The sequence below is a fragment of the Bradyrhizobium sp. 18BD genome, from assembly GCF_054185225.1.
In genome coordinates this window covers 38,822-59,419 of sequence record NZ_JAVAYL010000004.1, presented here as the reverse complement: position 1 = coordinate 59,419, position 20,598 = coordinate 38,822, and the positions used below count along the sequence as shown (strand labels likewise).

The 20,598-nt window shown below is 62.8% G+C and carries 17 protein-coding genes; 10 read left to right on the top strand and 7 right to left on the bottom strand.

Features of this window, described 5'->3' with window-relative positions:
* Positions 1-4 precede the first annotated feature (4 nt).
* The 3 genes from RAD16_RS08700 to RAD16_RS08690 form a co-directional block, all read right to left on the bottom strand.
* Positions 5-751, bottom strand: a complete 747-nt coding sequence (locus RAD16_RS08700; RefSeq protein WP_458157468.1) for a 2OG-Fe(II) oxygenase — start codon at positions 749-751, stop codon at positions 5-7.
* A 150-nt stretch (positions 752-901) separates the two neighbouring features.
* Positions 902-1,588: a DUF2848 domain-containing protein gene (locus tag RAD16_RS08695; protein ID WP_458157467.1), complete on the bottom strand. Its 687-nt coding sequence runs from the start codon at positions 1,586-1,588 to the stop codon at positions 902-904.
* Positions 1,581-2,930 (bottom strand): amidase, encoded by a 1,350-nt coding sequence (locus RAD16_RS08690; protein WP_458157466.1) that lies wholly within the window; start codon positions 2,928-2,930, stop codon positions 1,581-1,583. Before RAD16_RS08690 ends, RAD16_RS08695 begins: the two co-directional genes overlap by 8 nt.
* A gap of 177 nt (positions 2,931-3,107) precedes the next feature.
* Between RAD16_RS08690 and RAD16_RS08685 the strand changes: the two genes are divergently transcribed.
* The 4 genes from RAD16_RS08685 (at position 3,108) to RAD16_RS08670 (ending at position 6,826) form a co-directional block, all read left to right on the top strand.
* Positions 3,108-3,521, top strand: a complete 414-nt coding sequence (locus tag RAD16_RS08685) for a Zn-ribbon domain-containing OB-fold protein (RefSeq protein WP_458157464.1) — start codon at positions 3,108-3,110, stop codon at positions 3,519-3,521.
* A gap of 3 nt (positions 3,522-3,524) precedes the next feature.
* The gene (locus RAD16_RS08680) at positions 3,525-4,664 is read left to right on the top strand and encodes a thiolase C-terminal domain-containing protein (protein WP_458157463.1); all 1,140 of its coding nucleotides are present in this window, start codon (positions 3,525-3,527) and stop codon (positions 4,662-4,664) included.
* Positions 4,665-4,669: 5 nt separating this feature from the next.
* Positions 4,670-5,584: an SDR family oxidoreductase gene (locus RAD16_RS08675; RefSeq protein WP_458157462.1), complete on the top strand. Its 915-nt coding sequence runs from the start codon at positions 4,670-4,672 to the stop codon at positions 5,582-5,584.
* Positions 5,585-5,713: 129 nt separating this feature from the next.
* A complete protein-coding gene (locus tag RAD16_RS08670; RefSeq protein ID WP_458157461.1) occupies positions 5,714-6,826 on the top strand; it encodes an SMP-30/gluconolactonase/LRE family protein in 1,113 nt (370 codons plus the stop codon).
* Positions 6,827-6,879: 53 nt separating this feature from the next.
* On the opposite strand, the gene ppc is transcribed toward RAD16_RS08670, so the two are convergent.
* On the bottom strand, positions 6,880-9,672 hold the full coding sequence (gene ppc, locus RAD16_RS08665) for a phosphoenolpyruvate carboxylase (protein WP_458157460.1): 2,793 nt from the start codon (positions 9,670-9,672) through the stop codon (positions 6,880-6,882).
* A gap of 995 nt (positions 9,673-10,667) precedes the next feature.
* Here ppc and RAD16_RS08660 point away from each other — a divergent pair.
* Both RAD16_RS08660 and RAD16_RS08655 read left to right on the top strand, forming a co-directional pair.
* Positions 10,668-11,036, top strand: coding sequence for an ArsR/SmtB family transcription factor (locus tag RAD16_RS08660; protein WP_458157793.1), 369 nt, complete (start codon positions 10,668-10,670; stop codon positions 11,034-11,036).
* A complete protein-coding gene (locus RAD16_RS08655) occupies positions 11,033-11,524 on the top strand; it encodes an SRPBCC family protein (protein ID WP_458157459.1) in 492 nt (163 codons plus the stop codon). The genes RAD16_RS08660 and RAD16_RS08655 overlap by 4 nt, the downstream gene beginning before the upstream one ends.
* A 928-nt stretch (positions 11,525-12,452) precedes the next feature.
* Here the strand turns inward: RAD16_RS08655 and RAD16_RS08650 are convergent.
* The gene (locus RAD16_RS08650; RefSeq protein ID WP_458157458.1) at positions 12,453-12,725 is read right to left on the bottom strand and encodes a SemiSWEET family transporter; all 273 of its coding nucleotides are present in this window, start codon (positions 12,723-12,725) and stop codon (positions 12,453-12,455) included.
* Between the two features lie 742 nt (positions 12,726-13,467).
* Here RAD16_RS08650 and RAD16_RS08645 point away from each other — a divergent pair.
* Positions 13,468-13,926: a hypothetical protein gene (locus RAD16_RS08645; protein ID WP_458157457.1), complete on the top strand. Its 459-nt coding sequence runs from the start codon at positions 13,468-13,470 to the stop codon at positions 13,924-13,926.
* A gap of 121 nt (positions 13,927-14,047) precedes the next feature.
* Here the strand turns inward: RAD16_RS08645 and RAD16_RS08640 are convergent, their stop codons facing one another.
* Positions 14,048-15,625: a winged helix-turn-helix domain-containing tetratricopeptide repeat protein gene (locus RAD16_RS08640; RefSeq protein WP_458157792.1), complete on the bottom strand. Its 1,578-nt coding sequence runs from the start codon at positions 15,623-15,625 to the stop codon at positions 14,048-14,050.
* A gap of 345 nt (positions 15,626-15,970) precedes the next feature.
* On the opposite strand from RAD16_RS08640, the gene RAD16_RS08635 reads away from it, so the two are divergent.
* The 3 genes from RAD16_RS08635 to RAD16_RS08625 all read left to right on the top strand — a co-directional run bounded on the left by RAD16_RS08635 (position 15,971) and on the right by RAD16_RS08625 (position 19,359).
* Positions 15,971-16,666 (top strand): c-type cytochrome, encoded by a 696-nt coding sequence (locus RAD16_RS08635; RefSeq protein WP_458157456.1) that lies wholly within the window; start codon positions 15,971-15,973, stop codon positions 16,664-16,666.
* A gap of 284 nt (positions 16,667-16,950) precedes the next feature.
* Positions 16,951-17,772, top strand: a complete 822-nt coding sequence (locus RAD16_RS08630) for a phosphotransferase (protein ID WP_458157455.1) — start codon at positions 16,951-16,953, stop codon at positions 17,770-17,772.
* Between the two features lie 333 nt (positions 17,773-18,105).
* Entirely contained in the window at positions 18,106-19,359 is a 1,254-nt protein-coding gene (locus tag RAD16_RS08625; protein ID WP_458157454.1) for a glycosyltransferase family 87 protein, read from the top strand.
* A 220-nt stretch (positions 19,360-19,579) separates the two neighbouring features.
* Here RAD16_RS08625 and dapD read toward each other — a convergent pair whose 3' ends face one another.
* Entirely contained in the window at positions 19,580-20,551 is a 972-nt protein-coding gene (gene dapD / locus RAD16_RS08620; RefSeq protein ID WP_458157453.1) for a 2,3,4,5-tetrahydropyridine-2,6-dicarboxylate N-succinyltransferase, read from the bottom strand.
* Positions 20,552-20,598: the final 47 nt, after the last annotated feature.

The window sequence follows — 20,598 nt, the reverse complement described above, 5'->3', positions numbered from 1 at the left end:
GCACTCATTTGGCATCGTGAAAGATCACACCCAGCGTGTGGCGCTGGCCGGAGCGAATCCTGCTGACACCATGGCGCAGGTTAACGCGGTAGGTGCCGCGTGTCCCCTGCGCCGGGCGGTGATGCACGGCAAATGCGACGGCATCGCCCTGCGCCAACGGCACCACCTCGGCGCGGGACTGCATGCGCGGGCGTTGTTCCGTCAGCACGAACTCGCCGCCGCTAAAATCGCGGCCGGGCTCGGACAGCAGGATCGCGACCTGGAGCGGGAACACGTGCTCGCCATAGAGGTCCTGGTGCAGGCAATTGTAGTCGCCGGCCTCGTATTGCAACAGCAGCGGCGTCGGCCGCGCCTGCCCCGCCTCGTGGCAGCGCTTGAGGAACGCCGCGTGCGCCGTGGGATAGCGGATGTCGATCCCCATCGCCTCGTTCCAGCGATTGGCGACGCCTTGCAGGTGCGCATAGAGCGCGGGGCGTAGCTGCGCGATCAGATCAGGCAGCGGATAGGAGAAATATTTGTACTCGCCGCGGCCAAAGCCGTGGCGGCCCATGACGATGCGGCTGCGGAAGTGCGCGTCGTCGGGGTAGAGCGTGGCGACGGCGCGACACTGGTCGGGCGTTAGCAGGCCCTTCAGGACGGCGCAGCCCTGGGAGTCGAGCTCGGCGGTGATTTCAGGCCATGGAAGCGCCTCGACGCGAGTGGCGAGGTCGGGAACGGAGGGTTGGGCTGATTTTCGTGCGGTCATTGTCATAGCAATCACCTTGGCAGCCCCACGTTCACCCGCCACCCGATTTCCGACTATCTCCTCGTCATTGCGAGCGAAGCGAAGCAATCCAGAATCCCTCCGCGGAACCAGTCTGGATTGCTTCGTCGCTTCGCTCCTCGCAATGACAGTGGAGCGTCACCCCCGCACCGGCAGCGTCGCCACGGCGTAGCCGTGGCTGATCGTGCGCTTCAGCACGGGGTCCTCAAGCTCGAAATCGAAGCGGTCGGCGGGGCGGATGCCGCCCTTGGCTGCGAAGGTGCCGCCGAACATGGCGCAGCCGTCGGGGAACTTGCCGCCCGGAAAGCCGCGCGCGATGAGGTCGGCGACGGGCAGCATCGCGTCGAGCGTGCCCTCCTGGTAAAGCACGCGCTCGCCGTTGATCGTGGCGTAGGATCGCAAAATCATCTTGTCCCAATGGCCGATGACGTCCTCGAGCTCCCACAACGTGGATGCGATCGGCTTGTCGCACATCTGCTTGGACACGGTGACGTTATAGGCCTCGACCTTGCGGTCGGTGTGATCGGAGCCGCAGCCGACGAAGACGCGGCCCTGCCAGCCGATCAGCACGAACTCGACTTCGCCGGAGGAATCGCCGCCGGTGCATTCGATGCTGCCCTCCTGGGTCAGCCGCCGCGCCGAGGCGCGGTAATAGATCGGCGTCGAGGCCGGCGGGGCGATGCCCATCTCCTGCAGCTCGGCGATGTGCTTGTCGCGCGCGACGGGATCGCGGCCGGTCCAGCCGGCGATGACCATCTGGTCGATCGCCAGCGTCAGCGGGGTGGTGGTATCCTGGGCGTCGACGGTGAAAGTCAGGTCAAACACGAATTACGGCCTCCATGCCGGCAGCAAGTTCAAAAATGCGACGGTCCGAGCCGCCCGCCCCTGCAAGCATCAGGCCGACGGGAACATCGCCTTCGCGATGCGCGGGCACCGAGATGGCGCAGCCGTCGATCATGTTGATCAGGGTGCAGTTGCGCAGCGCGCGCAGATTTTGCGTGGTGAACGCCTTGTCGTCGGCGAGATCTGCGATCTTCGGCGGCGTGTTGGCGGTGGTCGGCAGCACCAGGGCGTCATAGGGCGCGATGCGCGCATTGACGCGTGCGATCAGCGAGCGGCGCTCGTTGAGGAGATCGATGTAGTCGGCTGCGCTCTGGGCCTCGCCACGCATGATGCGCACGGAGACGCGGGGGTCGTAGACGTCGCCCTTGGAGGTGATGAGATAGCGATGCCAGGCGTAGCTCTCGGACGCAGCGAAGCCACCCTTGGCGTTCATCGGGCCGATGTCGTGGAATTCGGCCATCTCGATACGCTCGATGATGGCGCCGTGATCGGCCAGCGACTTCAGCGCGCGTTCGAAGGTCTGCGCCACAGGTGCATCGAGATCGTCGAGCGCGATCGTGGTCGGCACGGCGAGCCGCATGCCCTTCACGGGGCGCGGCTTCAGCGGAACGATCGGCTCGTTGGCGAGCACGGCATCGAGAATGGCACAGCAACTGACCGATCGCGCCAGCGGCCCGATGCTGTCGAGCGAGAACGACAGCGGCACCGCGCCATCGAGCGGCACGCGGCGCTGCGTCGGCTTGTAGCCGACGATGCCGTTATAGGCGGCGGGAATGCGGCAGGAGCCGCCGGTGTCGGTGCCGAGCGCACCATGCGCCATGCCGTCGACCACGGAGACCGCGGCGCCCGAGGAGGAGCCGCCGGGCACGTGACCCTCGGCCCGGTTCCAGGCGCCCTTCGGCGTGCCGTAATGCGGATTGATGCCGATGCCGGAATAAGCGAACTCGGTCATGTTGGTGCGGCCGATCACGACGAAGCCGGCCTTGCGCAGCCGCGCCACCGTCGCCGCATCCTGCTCGGCCGGCGGAGAATCGTCGAGCGCGCGGGAGCCGGCGCGCGTCACCTGACCCTTGATGTCGAACAGATCCTTGATCGAGACCGGGATACCGGCATAGCGCGACGGCGCGGCGTTGGCCTTGCGCAAACCGTCCATTGCATCGGCCGCCGCGAGGGCGGCGTCCTTGTCGACATGGATGAAGGTGCGCTGCCCCTCACCGGCGGGGTCGGCGATTTTGGCGATGCACGCCTCGACCAGTTTTTGGGAGGTGGTGCTGCCGCTTTCGAGGTCGTCGGCGAGCTTCGCCAGTGTCGGAAAATCGGGCATGTCTGTCTCACGGAATATTTGCGCGCGCAATCTATAGCGCCGCCTCAGTTCGACACAAGCATTGTGCGCATGATGGCATGCATGCTCCCGGCTGGACCGTTGACGCGCCATAGTCGATTGTCGCATCAAGATCGAAACAGGCGGGCGTAACGCCTGTCTTTTGGGAGGTTTTCCGAGATGGCCGAACCGCAGCGCGCGCGACCGAAACCGACGCCGGAGACCCAGCATTTCTGGGACGGCACGAAAGCGGGCGAACTGCGCCTGCAGCGCTGCGACGCCTGCGCGCATGTCTATTTCCCGCCGCGCCCGTTCTGTCCCTCCTGCGCCTCGCGCAAGGTCAGCATCTTCAAGGCGAGTGGCAAGGGCTTCCTCTACAGCTACGTGATCAACCACCGTCCCGCCGCGCCCGGCTTCACGCCGCCTTACGCCATCGCGGTGGTTGAACTGGACGAAGGGCCGCGGATGATGAGCAACATCGTCGATTGCCCACAGACACCGGAGGCGCTCGAGCTCGACATGAAGCTCGAGGTCGCCTTCCAGGAGCTGGATGACAAGATCACCCTCCCCGTCTTCCGTCCGGCGAAGGGGTAAGTCATGCGCAAGAACCAGGTTGCCGTCGTCGGCGCGGCCGAGACCACCGAGCTCGGTGTCGTCCCCAACATGTCGCAGCTCCAGCTTCACGCGGATGCGGCGCTGAATGCCATTGCGGATGCCGGGCTGAAGCTCTCCGACATCGATGGTTTTGCCACCGCGGTCGAAACGCCGCAGCAGGTCTGCCACTATCTCGGCATCAAGCCGACTTGGGTGGACGGCACCTCGGTCGGCGGCTGCTCGTTCATGCTGCACGTCCGCCATGCGGCTGCAGCGATCGAGGCCGGGCTGTGCAAGACCGTGCTGATCACCCATGCCGAGAGCGGCAAGTCGATGATCGGCAAGCAGCCGCGCTTCACAGCGGCGGACAGCCTCAACGGCCAGTTCGAGGCGCCCTACGGCGTCTACGGCCCGCCAAGTATGTTCCCGATTCCCGTGCTGCGCTTCATGAAGACCTACGGCATCACCCACGAGCAGCTCGCCTCGGTCGCGGTCGTGCAGCGCGAATGGGCGGCGAAGAATCCGCGGGCGATGATGAAGGACCCGATCACGGTCGCCGACGTGCTCAACTCGCGCATGATCGCCTATCCGTTCCGCCTGCTGCAATGCTGCCTCGTCACCGACGGCGGCGGCGCGCTGATTCTGACCTCGGCTGACCGCGCCAAGGATTTTCCGCGCAAGCCCGTCTACATCATGGGCACCGGCGAGAGCGTGGAGACGCCGATGGTCAGCCAGATGGAAACGTTCAATTCCTCGCGCGCGTTCAAGACCGCCGGCCCGCTGGCGTTCAGGGAGGCCGGGATCGCGCACGGGGATGTCGACCATCTCATGATTTATGATGCCTTCGCGCATCTGCCGCTGTTCGGCCTCGGCGATCTCGGCTTCATGCCGCACGAGGAGACCGGCAGGTTCATCGCCGATGGCAACACGCGCCCCGGCGGCAAGCTGCCGCTCAACACCAATGGCGGCGGATTGAGCTATATGCACTCGGGCATGTACGGCATGTACGCGCTCCAGGAGAGCGTGCGCCAGATGCGTGGCATCGCGCCGGCGCAGGTGCCGAACGCGAAGATTTCAGTGTGCCACGGCGTCGGCGGCATGTTCGCCGCCAGTGGCACGATCGTGTTTACGAACGAGAGGTAATCGACATGAGCAAATCACTGCAAGACAAGGTCATCATCGTCACCGGCGCAGGCCGCGGCATCGGGCGCGAGATCGCGCTGCTCTGTGCGGCCGAAGGCGCCAAGGTCGTCGTCAACGATCCCGGCGGGGCCGCTGACGGTGCCGGCTCGAGCGCGACGCCTGCCGAGGAGGTGGTCGAGGAGATCAAGAAGCGCGGCGGCATCGCCGTCCCCAACTTCGAGTCGGTGGCGGAAGCCGTTCCCGCCAGCAAGATCGTGAAGACCGCGACCGATCATTTCGGCCGGCTCGACGGTGTCGTCAACAATGCCGGCATTTTGCGCGACATGATCTTCCACAAGATGAGCGTGGAAGCGTTCGAGGCCGTCATCAAGGTCCATCTGATGGGCTCGTTCTACGTCAGCCACGCTGCCGCGCGCATCTTCCGCGAGCAGGAGTCAGGCTCCTTCGTGCACTTCACCTCGACCTCGGGCCTGATCGGCAATTTCGGCCAAGCCAACTACGCCGCCGCCAAGCTCGGCATCATCGGCCTCTCGAAATCGATCGCGCTCGACATGGGCCGCTTCAACGTCCGTTCGAACTGCGTCTCGCCGTTCGCCTGGACCCGCATGATCGGCACCATCCCGACCGAAACCGAGGCCGAGAAGGCGCGCGTCGAGAAGATCAAGCAGATGGGTCCGGAGAAGATCGCGCCGATCTGCGCCTATCTGCTCTCCGATGCCGCCAAGGACGTCAGCGGCCAGATCTTCGGCGCGCGCATGAACGAGCTGTTCCTGTTCAGCCAGAACCGCCCGCTGCGCTCGGTGCACCGGAGCGAGGGCTGGACGCCGCAATCGATCGCGGCACACGGCATGCCGGCGCTGAGGGGCTCGTTCTACAAGCTCGACCGTTCCGCCGACATCTTCCCCTGGGATCCCGTGTAAGGATCCCGTCTAGCCATATTTTTGGCATCCCTGCGCTGCGGTCTCTGGTCGTCTTGTCCAGAGATCGCCCCGCTTTACGCCTGATTGCGGGCGAATGGTGTCCTCCCAACACAATCTTGGGAGGAAACCATGACAAGAATACTGACCAACTCGGACGACACGACTGCAAACGGTGGCCTCGGCCGCCGCACGCTTCTCAAGGGCGCGGCAACCGTCGCCGCATCCGCCCTGCTCGCCTCGCGCGCTGACGCCCGCGACTTCGGCGCCAATGCCGAGCCGCAGCGCTATCCCGACCCCGACATCGTCGTCATCGACCCCAAGCGCTTCAAGGCCAAGGTCGGCAACACCGCGATCAAGCGGCTCTACACCGGCTGCCTGTGGGCGGAGGGTCCGGCGTGGAATGCGCAGGGGCAATATCTCGTCTGGAGCGACATTCCCGCCAACCGGCAGCTTCGCTATCTCGATGACGACGGCCACATCTCCGAGCAGTTCCACAAGCCATCGAACGAGGCCAACGGCAATTCGTTCGACACTGAGGGGCGCCAGATCAGCGCCGAGCGCACCCGCCTCGTCCGCTACGAGCACGACGGCTCGGTGACGACGCTGGCCGAGCAGGCCAACGGCAAGCCGCTCAACGGGCCGAACGACATGGTCGTGCATCCCAACGACAAGGCGATCTGGTTCACCGATCCCGGCTACGGCGCGATCAGCATCTACGAGGGCAAGCTCGCCAATACGGGCTCGCTGCAGCCCTACCAGAAGGAAGCGGTGTATCGCCTCGACACGCAGACCGGCCAGGTTGCGAAGGTCGCGGACGAGCCGTTCAAGCCGAACGGCATCGCGTTCTCGCACGACTACAAGAAGCTCTATGTCTGCGACACCGGCATCACGCATTATCCGCAAGCCGAGAACGTGGTGTGGTCCTACGACATCGACGGGCCCAAGCTGTCGAACCCGAAGAAGCTGATCGACATGAAGCTCGACGGCAAGTCAGGCTTCCCCGACGGATTGCGCGTCGACACCGAGGGCAACATCTGGGTCGGCGCCGGCTGGGTCGGTCCAGGCTATGACGGCGTGCAGGTGTTTTCGGGGGCCGACGGCGCGCGGATCGGGCAGATCCTGTTGCCGGAGACTTGCGCCAATGTCTGCTTCGGCGGCCGGAAGCGCAACCGCCTGTTCATGACCGCGAGCCAGTCGCTGTACTCGGTCTATGTGGAGACGCAAGGGGCGCATTTCTGTTGAGACGCGAATAGTGAGTGGCGAATGGCGAGTGGAATCCATTCGCCATTCGCTTCTCAACCCGTATTCCTCAACCCCGCCGAGATGCCGTTGATCGTGAGCTGAATCCCCCGCAGCACCTGCTCGTCCGGGTTCTGTGCGCGATACTCTTTCAACAGCTCGACCTGTACATGATTGAGCGGATCGAGATACGGGAAGCGGTGGCGCACCGAGCGCTCCAGCAGCGGGTTGCCCTGCAGCAGCCGGTCCTGCCCCATGATGTCCAGCAGCGTCTCGATGCAAGAATGCCATTCGCGGCGGATGCGGCCGAAGATTTTTTCGCGCAGCGCCTCATCCGGCACCAGCTCGGCATAGCGCGAGGCGATCGCGATCGAGCTTTTGGCGAGCACCATGTCCATGTTCGACAGCAGCATGCGGAAGAACGGCCATTCCTTGTAGAGCTCTTTCAGGAACGGCATGCCCTTGTCCGGATGCTCGGCGATCCATTGCTCGACGGCGCTGCCGAAGCCGTACCAGCCCGGCAGCATCAGGCGGCATTGCGCCCAGGAGAACACCCAGGGGATCGCGCGCAGATCCTCGATGGCGCGGGTTTTCTTGCGCGAGGCCGGACGGCTGCCGATGTTCAGCGTCGCGATCTCGTTGATGACGGTGGAGCCCCAGAAATAGTCGACGAAGCCCTCGGTCTCGTAGACGAGGCCGCGATAGGCCTTGAAGGCGAGGTTCGACAGCTCGTCCATCGTGGTCAGATATTCGCGGCGCGGCGCGCTCTGGCGCGGCTGCAGCAGGCTCGCGTCCAGCGTTGCCGCCGCAAGAATCTCCAGATTGTTGCGACCGACTTCCGCGTTGGAATATTTCGACGAGATGATCTCGCCCTGCTCGGTAATGCGGATCTGGCCGTTCACCGCACCGCCGGGCTGCGCGATGATGGCGTCATAGCTCGGACCGCCGCCGCGGCCGACCGAGCCGCCGCGGCCGTGGAACAGGCGCAGCCGCACATGGTGGCGCTCGAACACCTCGACCAGGCCGATCTCGGCCTTGTAGAGTTCCCAGCCCGAGGTGACGAAGCCGCCATCCTTGTTCGAGTCGGAATAGCCGAGCATGACCTCCTGCACGCTGCCGCGGCTGTCGACGAGGCGGCGGTAATCGTGCAGCGACAGCATGCGGTCCATGATGCCGGAGGAGGCCTGCAGATCCTCGATGGTTTCGAACAGCGGCACGATGTTGATGGCGCTGCGCCCGGAGGGATGGACGAGGCCGACCTCCTTGAGCAGCACCGCGACCTCGAGCATGTCCGACATGCCCTTGCACATCGAGATGATGCATTGGGGGATGGCGTCCGAGCCGAACCGCGCATGCGCTTCCGCGGCGGCATGGAAGACGTTGAGCTCGCCCATGGTCTCGTCGCTGTATTTGACGAAGGGCGACACCAGCGCGCGCGTCGAGCGCAGCTCGTTGGTGAGCAGCGAGATGCGCGCCTCCTCGCCGAGCGCGAGATAGGACATGCCGGGGTTGGCGGCATCCATCAGCTCGGCGATGGTGCGCTCGTGCACGGCCGAGTTCTGCCGGATGTCGAGCCGCGCCAGATGGAAGCCGAAGCAATCCACCGCACGGCGCAGCAGCCGCAGCCGGCCGCGCGCGATGACGCGGGCGTTGTTGGAGATCAGCGAGCGGTGCAGCACGTCGAGATCGGCCTGCAGCTCCCTCACGCTCTCGTAAGGAACGCCCTTGCCGACCGGCCGACGGGTGATCTCGACCTCGAGCTTCTCCGCCGTAGCCGTCAGGCGCGCATAGATGCCGGAGACCGCGAGCCGATAGGGCTCGCCGCTCCGGTGCGGCGAGGTGTCCGGCGAGCGCTCCGCGAGCGAGCGCAGCTCCTCGGAGACGTCGGCGAGATGCGCCGCGATGGACAGCTCGGAGCCAAGCACATGCAGCTCTTCCAGATAGAACTGCATCACCCGGCTCGACTGCAGCCGCAGCGTGCCGCGCATGACATCGGCGGTGACGAAGGGATTGCCGTCGCGGTCGCCGCCGATCCAGCTTCCCATGCGCAGGAAGGAGGCGAGCTCGCTCGCGGCCGCCTCGCCGCCCTCCTCCAGCCGGTCTTCCAGCACGTTGACCAACCGCGGCACCTCGCGCAGGAACGTATAGTCGTAAAAGGACAAGCCGTTGGCGACTTCGTCGAGCACGGTGAGCTTGGTGCGGCGGAGCAGATTGGTCTGCCACAGCGTCAGCACCTCGCGGCGAAGCTGCTCGTCGCTGGCGGCGGCCTCGTCCGCGGTCAGCGCGACGCGCTCGCGGCGGTCGAGCAGGCTTGCGACCTGCATCTCGCGGTCCATGGTGCTTTTGCGGCGGACTTCGGTCGGGTGCGCGGTCAACACCGGGCTGACCAGCGCGGTTTTGAAGAAGCTGCGCAGCGCGTCGGCGCCGATCCCTGCGGCCTTGGCGTGGGCGAGCGTCTCCGCCAGCACGCCGGCGCCGTTGGCGGCGCTGCGGGCGCGCATCTGGCGGATGTTGTTCTGATCCTCGGCGATGTTGGCGAGGTGGGAGAAATAGCTGAAGGCACGGACGATCCGCACCGTCTCCGAGGTCGACATGCTGTCGAGGATCTGCTCGAGCTCGCGACGGGCGAGCCGGTCCTCATCGCGGTGGAACCGGATCGAGGTCTGGCGGATGCGCTCGACCAGGTCGAACGCATCGGCGCCCTCCTGGTCGCGCACGGTGTCGCCCAAGATGCGTCCGAGCAGGCGGATGTCGTCGCGCAGCCGCGCGTCTGCTTCCAGCGCCTGAATATCCTCAGGGCGGTTGGAGCGCTGATCGGTTGCGTCGGATGATACGGTCTGGAGGGACATTGGCTCGCTCCCCTTGTAGAGCTCCCTATGGCTCCCCGGCTGACCGAGTGTGCAAGTTTTTTGCCGCAGCGCAAGATGAAGTTAGGGGCGGCGCGGCAAACTTCGCGGGTCACGGGCGGGACTACGTCTTGCCGATCAGCGCGGACACATCTTTTCGATCTCGCGGCGCAAGCGCCCGAGCTTTGCTGTCCGTTTCACCCTCATCGAGACGAGAGGGCGCAGGGAAGGCCGGGCGCCGGCTGGCACCCAGGGTCCGCACGCGAGGAACGCACGCGGGGTGACCACAGGTGATGCCGGGACATCCCGACCTTCCCTGCGCAATGGTTTTACGGGTTATGGCGTGCTCTCCCCGGGGAGCGATGCACTATTGCCCCCGTCGCCTTGCGGATGATCGATGCGCGCGCCCGGTCGGGCAGCTCACACCACCGCAAGCCTTGACGCACAGACCCCGGGCGTCAGGACCACACGCTTTTGCTGTCCGCGGACGCCCCTCCCAAACATTCGGAAGCTCGCGCGTGCTCGCCCCCGAAGCCGAAAGGAAACGCTGTGACAGCGCCGTGTCGATCGCGCGGATGACGATGGCTCACGGGCCTCGCCCGCCCTGCCACCCCGTCGCGCGCCGGTGCCGCCGCGTCCATCGCATCCCGGCCTACGTATCGTGACGATCGCGAAACGTCCCTTTGACGGGCCGGAATGGAATGCGGTTTAGCCGAAATACTGAATTCGGTCAATCAGAAAATCGGTGCGAGGGTATCTTGACCTTCATGTGGCGTGTTTTGCCCGACGATCATGCGAGGGATGGTGCGCAACGAAGCAGGCGAAGACGTTTAGCGGGCATGCGACGCCGACAATCTCTTCGATGCAATGTTGGCATCGACCGATACACGAGAGGAATTGAGAGGAGCACCTACGCCAATACTTAGGTATTGACCTAAGTATTTTTCACCGATAAGTTCTTGCCCGAACTCTCGAGGCGGATGGAGCGAAAGCAATTGATGGTTCCCCATGCTGGGAGCGGCGCCAAGCCGGTGTCGCCCGCGATCATCGATGGCGTCTTCCGGGCGCTCGCCGATCCCACACGGCGCGATGTTCTGGGGCGACTAAGCGCTCGCGCGTCGTCTGTTAGCGATCTCGCAGAATTCTACGAGATGGCACTCCCCTCCTTCGTTGCTCACCTCAAGGTCTTGGAACAGAGCGGACTTGTTCGCTCCCACAAGCAGGGCAGGGTCAGAACCTACGAGATCGTGCCCGAGCGGATGAAGGTGGCTGAGAATTGGCTTTCACGGCAACGCACGTTGTGGGAGCGCCGCCTTGATCAACTTGATGATTACCTCATGAAGATGAAACAGGAGACGACGAAGTGACCGAATCCGTAATCAAGATCGATCCGAAGCTCGATCTAGTGCTTGAAAGAGAAGTCGATGTGCCCGTTGAACTGATCTGGAAAGCATGGACCTCGCCCGAGCACCTGCGTCATTGGTTCGCGCCGAAGCCTTGGACTATCACGTCTTGTGATCTGGACGTGCGCCCCGGGGGCGCGATCAACTTCACCATGCGCGGGCCGGACGGTCAGGAATTCCCAAACACGCAATCCTACCTTGAAGTCACGCCCTGCGAGCGCCTCATTATGACCGATGCGCTTCTTCCGGGCTATCGCCCGTCGCCACGCCCCTTCTTCACCGCCGTTTTGGAGCTTACGCGGAGAGGACCCAACGCCGCGCACTACAAGGCAATTGCCATCCACGGCAATGACGAGGCCCGGAAGAGCCATGAACAAATGGGCTTCGAAGCCGGCTGGGGAACCGTCGTGAAGCAGATGGTGGAGTACATCAAGGCGGGCCGCATGCAGTAAGGCACGCAGGCCACGCGCATGCGCAGAAGGCGGGACTTCAGCCCCGCCCGCCTTCTGCGCGATTATGAGTTTCGCACTCACATGGACTCTCAAACCGGCTGCATCTTCGATGGGCGACAAGACTTTCGCGGTCTCGCCTGCCGGAAGCGGCATTTTCCCCTCCAGGCTTGCTCAACTATGCTCCGATTTCTTTCGCCTCGAGAATAAGACGACCGCTAGAAGAAATGTAAAAAATACAACCGGCCAGAACTTGACCAGAAACATAAGGACGTAAGGTAGGCCGTGTACCTATAAACCCGCTAGCGTCGTGTGACTGGTGACACGTCCGCTTTGCTCCTATAGCGACCAAGTTCGTGTCGCAGCGCTGTAGGTCGCGATGGGCCAACAGCGGACGCAGGACCGCAAGGACCGAGGCTTATTGCAGGCCTAACCCGCTGCAATACCAGGCCATATCTTCGTGTCTCCAGCCGCGCTTGACGCCGGCTTCCTTGCACTCATTGTAGCTCTTGAAATTCGCTCCATTCCGGCAGCCCGATGGATAGCTTCCGAAGCCGCCACCCGAGGTGGAGCAAGCAACCGAGCTACTGGCGAGTTGATTACCGGGGGATGTGACTGTCTTGGGAGCCGCGACTGCAGCCGTGATTGTAAACGCGGTCAAGGCCGTTAGCAGAAGAGCTTTCACGGCTTTCTCCTAAGAACGAAACTATCACAGGATGTCTGATATCATAGAATGCAACCGGCCGCTACAGGCGAGCGAAGCTGCGGGCTAACATCCGCTTTGGGTCAAAGGCTGCCCTCGGCGTCTCCACGATGGCTTTCCGCTCAGCCCTCGGAAGCGGACCGTGCGAGGCCAAGAAGGGAAGTCAGCCACGGGCCAACAGGCGACATTCCGTCCAAGTGTAGTGTTGGTGAGTCGCCTTGCGTGTGATCACAATCGCGCCTCCCGGCGACGAAAGTACATGTATGCCCCGACGGTAAGATAATTGGTCACGACCGCGATCACATTCCAGATGATGATATTCCTTGAACCGATTGATACGCCATAGATCACCCAGAGAATTTGAAAACTGCCCGTGATGGCTGCCATTCTGGGGTTCATGCCGACACTGGACCGCCGATTCAGCATCGCAATGAGGTCGGGCATAGCCGCGAACGTTGTTCCGAATCCGGCTACGAAGCCGATGATTTGAGTAAGCTCCATCAATCCTCCGCTCAACACCCGACCAAACAGCCTTGGCCGCCTCGTGGCAGAGCATGGGCTTCATCGCAACCCGCCCGCTCTCCGCGCATCACGTGATAGTCGGTGCGGCAGAGACCGACTGCCGCGATGCGGACGAGCAACTCAGTTGGTCCACCAGGCCCATCGATCACAATGTGCTCGATCGATAACGGCAGACCGATGTCGCGAAATACCGCGGCGCGGCAATCTATCTTCAGCAAACCCAAATAGCCGGTGAGTAAAGCTATCGGCCAGACGAAGAAGTCGCAACTTCTGCTTTGGGTACACGCCTTCGAAAGCGTCTTTCCACCCGATAAATCGCTGGGCGGTTGCGGTTTTTGATCTTGATCCAGTCCTTCGGTCGACCGGCGCGATAGGGCCGATCCACGCGCTTCGATACCATGCCCTCAAGTCCCATTTTGCACGCGGCCGCAAACAGATGCGGCCCGATCTCGCCGCGCTCGAACGGCGCAACGAAGATGCCGTCGGGCCGACCGCGCAGAAGCCGCGCAAATTGTCCATGACTGCTTCGGGTCAAAAGGCGACCATCGGAAAGCAGCGCGGGCCTGTCTGCTTGGGGCCAGAAGCGGTTATCATCGCACATCAATCAAAGTGAGGGGCTCGCAGCGTCAGGCAGCCAAAGATGAATGTGTTTTCTTCCCGAGTTGGATAGCCTGAGCTATGCCTGGGAAATGGCCAATTGCGATCTATGGGGAGACCACGAATGAAGTGGATAGTCACTGTCACCATTGCGCTTGCTGCTTCGGTCATGTTCGCAGCCGCGCAGCCAGCAAAAGAGCTCTACCAACCGGGCCTTGGCGAATTCATGACAGCTACGCAGCTTCGCCACGCCAAGCTATGGTTTGCTGGCAAAGAAAATAACTGGGACCTCGCTGCTTATGAGATCGACGAGATCAAGGAAGGCCTAGAGGACGCCGCGAGGCTTTTTCCAACATCTGACGGCATCCCTGTCGCTGAGATGATCAAGACCATCATCGATCCACGGATAGAGGAGCTTGAAAAGGCGGTTAAAGCAAAGAGCAGCGCCAAATTTACGGCCGCCTTCGACGAGCTTACCAGCGGCTGCAATAGCTGCCACGCGGGGGCCGGTAAGCCGTTTATACGCATTCAGCGTCCAATCGCGTCTCCACTATCCAACCAGAATTTTGCGCCAAGAAAATAATGGAACTCAGGTTGAGCAAATCTGGTCCGCTCTGCCGCCATGAGCGGACGCGGTCCAACTTCGCAGATGGGCCAGAAGCGGAAGAATTCGGCAACCGCGTTGGCAGTGCGCATAACGAGGGTCATTCGGGCAGACCAGCTCGCCGTAATCCCTCTCTATACCGGGAAACGTCCTCAGACCTTTGATATGGCCCCAATCCGTTTTCCAGATTGGAGATTCGCAGCATCGGATGAAGCTGCCGCAGCCTGCCTAACGAATGCTGAGCCCGCTCCAGATGGCCCGCCATCGCGTTGCTGGCCGCCGAGATACTTAGCGCGGGTCGAAAGCTCGCATTGTCCTGCAATGCCATTGCAGCCCATCCTGCTGCGTCGTCGTAGTTTCCGGCAAAAAAATGTGCGTGCGCGATGCCGCTTCGCATCCCGCCCATTCTCGGATCAAGCGGATCCAGGCGGATGGCTCGCGCGAAGCAGTCAATTGCGGCCGCGTGTTCGCCGACCCAGCTCTTCACCCAACCGCTGAATCGCCACGCCTCAGCCAGATTGGCATTGAGCAGGATTGTGCGGTTCATCACGTTGGCGGCTGCCCCGAGGTCGCGAACAACAAAAGCCAGAGCCCAACCACTTCCAGCAAGCGCAATGGCATCATCCCAGCCCAGTTCGATCGCCTTCTGAGTGAGCCGTTTCACCTCAGCCAGCTCTGCAGGAGTGATCGTAATCCAACCGTCCGCCTTCAGACGCGCGTAGCAGGAGGCGGCACGGCCGTAGGCAGATGCGAAGTCCGGATCAATCTCGATTGCGCCATAGAACAGTCGCAACGCCTCCTCGTTCGCCGACTGGCTAGCAAATTGATAGATCTTGGCCATACCGCGCAAGTAGATGGCATAGGCATCCAGGCTCTCGGTCGGTCTGCGTTTTGAGCGCTCGATCTCCGCCGTTTCGACTGCGGACGCGATCGCCGCAACGACGCTTTCGGTCACCTGGTCCTGCAAACCGAAGATATCGCCAAGACCGCCTTCAACACGCTTCGCCCAAAGATGCGCTCCAGTGGCTGCATCGACAAGTTTTCCTGTAACACGTACTCGGTTCGCTGCTTTGCGTACGCTCCCTTGCAGCACGTAGCGCACGCCAAGTTCGCGCCCGACCCGCTTCACGTCCACCGCTTGCCCTCGATATGTGAAGCTGGAGTTCCGCGCGATGACAAATAGCGCCTTGAACTGAGATAGCGCGGTGATCAGATCATCGACCATTCCGTCGGCGAAATATGTCTGCTCCGGGTCCGTGCTGAGGTTGACGAAGGGAAGAACCGCGATCGAAGGCTTGTCGGGAAGCGCGAGTACTGGTTGGGGTGGCTCAATCTGATGAACGGTGGATGCTTGGTTCGGCTCCTCCTGTGGCGACCGCACTCGTCCGATGAAACGGTAGCCTTTGCGAGGCAGCGTTTTGATAAGGCGCTGCTCATCACCAGAATCGCCGATCGCACTCCGAGCCGCATTCAGCCGGGTCGTAAGGGCGGAATCAGAAACGGCCCCGCCGCCCCAAACGGCGTCGATAAGTTCTTCTTTGCTGACAACGCGCTCCCTATTGCAAATCAGGTAATCGAGAACATCGAACACCCTCGGCGCGATTGAAACGATCTCCGCGCCGCGGCGCAGTTCGCGCCGATCAACATCAAATGCGAACTCATCGAAAAGGTAGCGCAAGCTGATGCTTCCTGAATTGCTGGACGTACGGGTGCCAAAGTAAGCCCGCGGTGACAAAATAGTAAGCCAGAAGTTAAGCGCCAACGAAATGCCCTGATACTGTTTCCGTTCTTGGGCTCCAGCCGGAAAAGTGATTTCATGAGCAGTCAGACGCACATTGAGACTGGGACGGGGCGCTGCCTTCAGGCGACGCACGTTATAAATGGCCTTCTTGTATTCACCGCCTTCTGCATTCTCGCGACGAGGTCTGTCGCTGAGACATCGATCGAGCGCGGTAGCTACCTCGTCAACGCGGTGATGGCGTGCGACGGCTGCCATACGCCACGAGGACCAGGGGGGCTCGACATGGAGCGGCGGTTCTCCGGCGGATCCATCGTCTGGGACACGCCTGCCTACACGGTGTGGGGCTCCAATATCACGCCCGACCTCGACACTGGCATTGGCACATGGAGCAGGGACGACATTAAGCGGTTGTTGACCACCGGTGTCCGTCCCAATGGCGTGACGGTCGCTCCTCAGATGCCATATGGCTTCTATAGGATACTGACCCCGGGCGACGCCGACTCGATCGCGATCTACCTGAAGAGTATCAAGCCCATAGCCAATGGCACGTCGGCGCCAGTCTACAGGTCCGCGACGGTTCCGGTACCGCTTCCCGGTGCCGAGACCTCGATCGGCGATTCCATACCTCAAGACGCGGTCAAGCGGGGCTTCTATCTGGCGAGCCTCGCCCATTGCATGGAATGTCACTCGCGCAGACCTGACGGTGTGCAGGATTTCAAGAGCTGGTGGGGCAAGGGTGGTTCCGAAATGAAGGGGCCGTTCGGCTCCGTCGTTGTCCCCAACATCTCCTCGCACATGGAGAAGGGCGTCGGCGCGTGGACGGACGCCGAACTCAAGCGCGTGCTCACCGAAGGTATCGGTCGCGACGGTCGTGCGCTCAAACAGCCGATGGCCCGGCAACGCTACTTCAGCAAGATGACCGAACAGGATCTCAATGCTGTCATTGCCTGGTTGCGGACCATTCCGCCAATCGAATAAGCGACAATTCTTCGAGCATCGATGTCAGCTTGGGTCGAAGGCTCCTCTCGGCAACCCGCACTACCTTATTCAGCTCACCTCCCTGAACCAGACAGCGGAACGCACTGGGCGAAGGTCAGCCGCGGGTCCAGAACCGGACTTGTCTCAAACCGCGCGTCGCTTCGCGAGTTTGGCAAACGCTGCAGCCGGGGACAAGCCACGATCCTGGCTGGCAGCCACGATTGCGGGAGCGTTCTCTTTTGCCCGCCTTCGGTATTTGGTCGCGAGCGACGGGAGGACGGGCGATGCGGGGATCCCTCGGGGAGAAGATCAACCAGGGTGGCACGGCGGACATCCACGCCTGGGCGCCGGGTCAGGTCGTCAAACTGTTCAAGGAAGGTTTCCCGCGGCGGCTCGTCCAGCAGGAGGCGCGGACGACCCGGGCGGTCTTCGCTGCCGGAGTGCCGGCACCGGAAGTGTTCGACGAGGTGATGGTCGACGGACGCTTCGGCATCGTGCTCGGCCGCCTCGATGGACCGACGCTGCTGCAGCTCACGCGCAGCGGCGGCGTGACGTTCGCCCAGGCGGGCGCAATCATCGCGTCCCTCACCTTCTCCGTTCACAGGATGTCGCCACCGCCGGACGCCTTCGTCCTGCGAGGCTGGATGGACACCTCCTTCAGGCGCGCGGGCGACATCGTGCCCAATCACGTCGCCTCCGGCATCCTCGCGCTGATCGACCGCCTGCAGCAGCCGGGGGACGGGCTGTGCCATGGCGACATCCACCCGAACAACGTGATCATGACGACGGATGGTCCGCGGCTGATCGACTGGACCTTCTCGATCCGCGCGCCGGCGGCCTTCGATCACGGGCACATGCACATCAACCTGGCCGAGCTCGCCCTCGACGTCACCGACAATCCGCAGCGGCCGCTTGCGGTCAATGCCGCCGCGCAATCCGAATATGCGCGGCTGGCCGGCACGCCGGCCGCGGCGCTGACGCAAGCGCTGGAGACCTGGCTGCCGATCGCGATCGTCCGCTACTTCCTGATCATGGGCGGGCCGACAAGCGAGCGATGGAGGCGGATGATGCAGCGCGCCGAAGCGGCCCTGCGCCCACAGGACTGAACCCCTCACCGCGCGCGTGTGGCCGTCGATGCGGCTGCCGCCGGCGTAACTCCACCGAAGCACATCTCGGCCGGATCAAGCGCATCGACAAACTCGTCGATCGCGCGAACAGGGTTGTTCGTCAATGAGATCATCGAGGCGTTCAGGCAGCAGCGCCTCTTCGACGAAGCGCCTCATCGATTCCCCCTCAGAATCACGGGAGAATCACAACAGCGGCGCTATGTTTTCACACAGCCAGGGTCACAAGCGGTCATCCCGGCGCCTGTGGAAGACTGCTGCGTGGCCGATCATCTATAGTAGCATCTGATTCATACGCTGCGCGCCGGGGACAGAATGGGGAACTTCAAGGCCTGGACCGGGACACCGGTGCTCCAAAGGTTCGCGCTCTATCTCATCTTCGTCGCCTATGGTGTGATCGGATTTCGGAACGCGCCGGGCGACGACCTGTCGTCGTCCTATGTCGGCTGCCGTCTGCTTGCCGCAGGTCGCGGCGAGCACCTCTACGATTTCCATCCGGATCTGTTCTCCGCCGTCGATACGCCCGGATGGGTGAGCGCCGCGGCGGACGCAGGCTTCACGGGCGTCCTGCATCCCTACGTCCAGACCCCGCTCTGGGCCTGGATGCTGCAGCCGGTCTGCAGCCACATGACCTTCGGCGCCTTCGCCGTCATCTTCCTGTGTATCGGCGCAGTCTCGCTGGCAGCGATGATCGAGATCGTTGCGCGGAGCTGGGCCTGCAATTTCCTGCGGCCTCTGCCGCTTTCGTTCCTGTTGCTGGCGACCGCGATCAGCACGCCGTTCCAATACGCGATGTGGCTGATGCAGACGCACGCGCTGTTCCTGGTCCTGACCGTGATGGCCCTGGCGCTGGCGGAGCGCGGCCGGGCGGTGACGCCGGGCGCGCTGCTGGCGGCCGCCTGCGCTGTGAAAATCACGCCGGGATTTCTCCTGCTCTACTGGTTCGTCGGCGGACGCTTTCGCGCCGCGTTCTGGTTCGTCGTGTTCTCGCTGATCCTGGCCGCCATGACCGTTGCGGCCGCGGGATCGGACCTCATGCTCGCCTATGTTCAGTCGATGCGCCGTGTGTCGAACGTGCTGCTGGTCGCGTACAACAACCAGTCGCTGGCGGCTTGGCTCGGCTACTCATCCGATATGCGGGCCGATGTCGGAAACTGGCGGATGCTGCCGCTGTCGGCGGCGTTGAAATTCACGTCCCTCGCGGCAGCAATCATTGGCGTGGCACTGTCGGGTTGGATGTCGCGACGGCATGCGTGGCGTGGCGCCGCGACGGGCGTGGCGCTGATCAGCATCACGATCTGTACGCCGATCGCCTGGACCCATTACTTCGTGTCGTTGATCCCCGCAGTGATGGTCCTGACGAACGCCGGGGGCGTGTTGCCTTTGACGATTGCGGTTGCCACATTCATACTGAACGCGCGGCCGATTGCGATCGATCCGATCAACCCTGACTTTGGGTCGATCGCAATCCTACGAAGTCATTTCTTCTCGGCGATCATCCTGATGATCGCGCTGATCCTGCGCTGCCGCCTTCCCGAACGGCTCCGGTCTTCGCCCCGGTCGGCATAAGGACTGTCGCCGCTAAATCCTCAAGCACCAGCGCGTAGGATGGGTAGAGCGCAGCGAAACCCATCGGCCGTTTACACGAGGAGAGAAGATGGGTTTCGCTGACGCTCTACGCATCCTACGAGTTCTGTCGGCAGATAGCGCGGCAAGGTCCGCTATGGATTAGGGGGCGGCATCGCCGACGCGCCACAATTGTCGCCGACGACTTCCTTGCGTGAACTACCTAGCCGTGAAGTTGCGCGTTGAGGCCGCCCCAATTTGGCGTACGTCTGGTTGCCTCGAGAGCGCCGCTCTGGGAATTACGACGAAAAAGAAGGCCCTTCTGGCCCGAGAGTTCTCTGGCTTTCAGGACCCGGCCATCCTCCAAAAGGATGCGCGCGCCTGCCGTGACATAACAGCCTGCTTCGACGATGCAATCGTCACCCAGGGAAATGCCGATGCCGGCGTTGGCTCCGATCAGGCAGCGCTCGCCAACTGTAATCCGCTCTTTGCCTCCTCCGGACAGAGTGCCCATGATCGAGGCTCCGCCACCGACGTCGCTGCCGCTTCCCACAACCACGCCGGCGCTGATCCGGCCTTCGACCATGCAGGGACCGAGCGTGCCCGCATTGAAACTGCAGAAGCCTTCATGCATGACGGTTGTGCCCGGTGCCAGGTAGGCTCCCAGCCTGACGCGATCCGCATCTGCAATTCTCACGTCCGCGAGCGTCACATAGTCGGTCATGCGCGGAAACTTGTCGACGCCCGCCACCTCGAAAGCCAGGCCGCGCTTGCGTGCGACCATTCGCGCTTCCGGCACACGCGAGCATTCGCACGGCCCGAGCGTGGTCCAGGCCACGTTGGGCAACAGGCCGAAAATCCCTTCGAGGTTAAGCCCATGGGGTTCGACGAGCCGGTGGCTGAGCAGATGGAGCCGAAGGTAGGCCTCGTGCACGTCAGCGGGCGCGGATGCCAGGGATCCAATCTGGGTGCGGATCGGCACGATGTCGACGTTGCGAACATCGTCGTGCCGCGCATATCCGGCTGCCGGCTCGCCCAATGCTTCCTTGATCTCCCGCTCGGTCAGCCGCGCCGTCGCGGCCCCATCAGCCTCTGGACTTAGGCGCAACTGAAGGAACCAGGAATCCAGGACGCGGCCGTCACTAGAAATGGTCGCAAATCCCTCGCCTGTCGCGCCCCTCTGCTCCATCGCCATTTTGAATTGCCCGCGCTTTCATTGATCGAATACCGACAGTCTAGGAA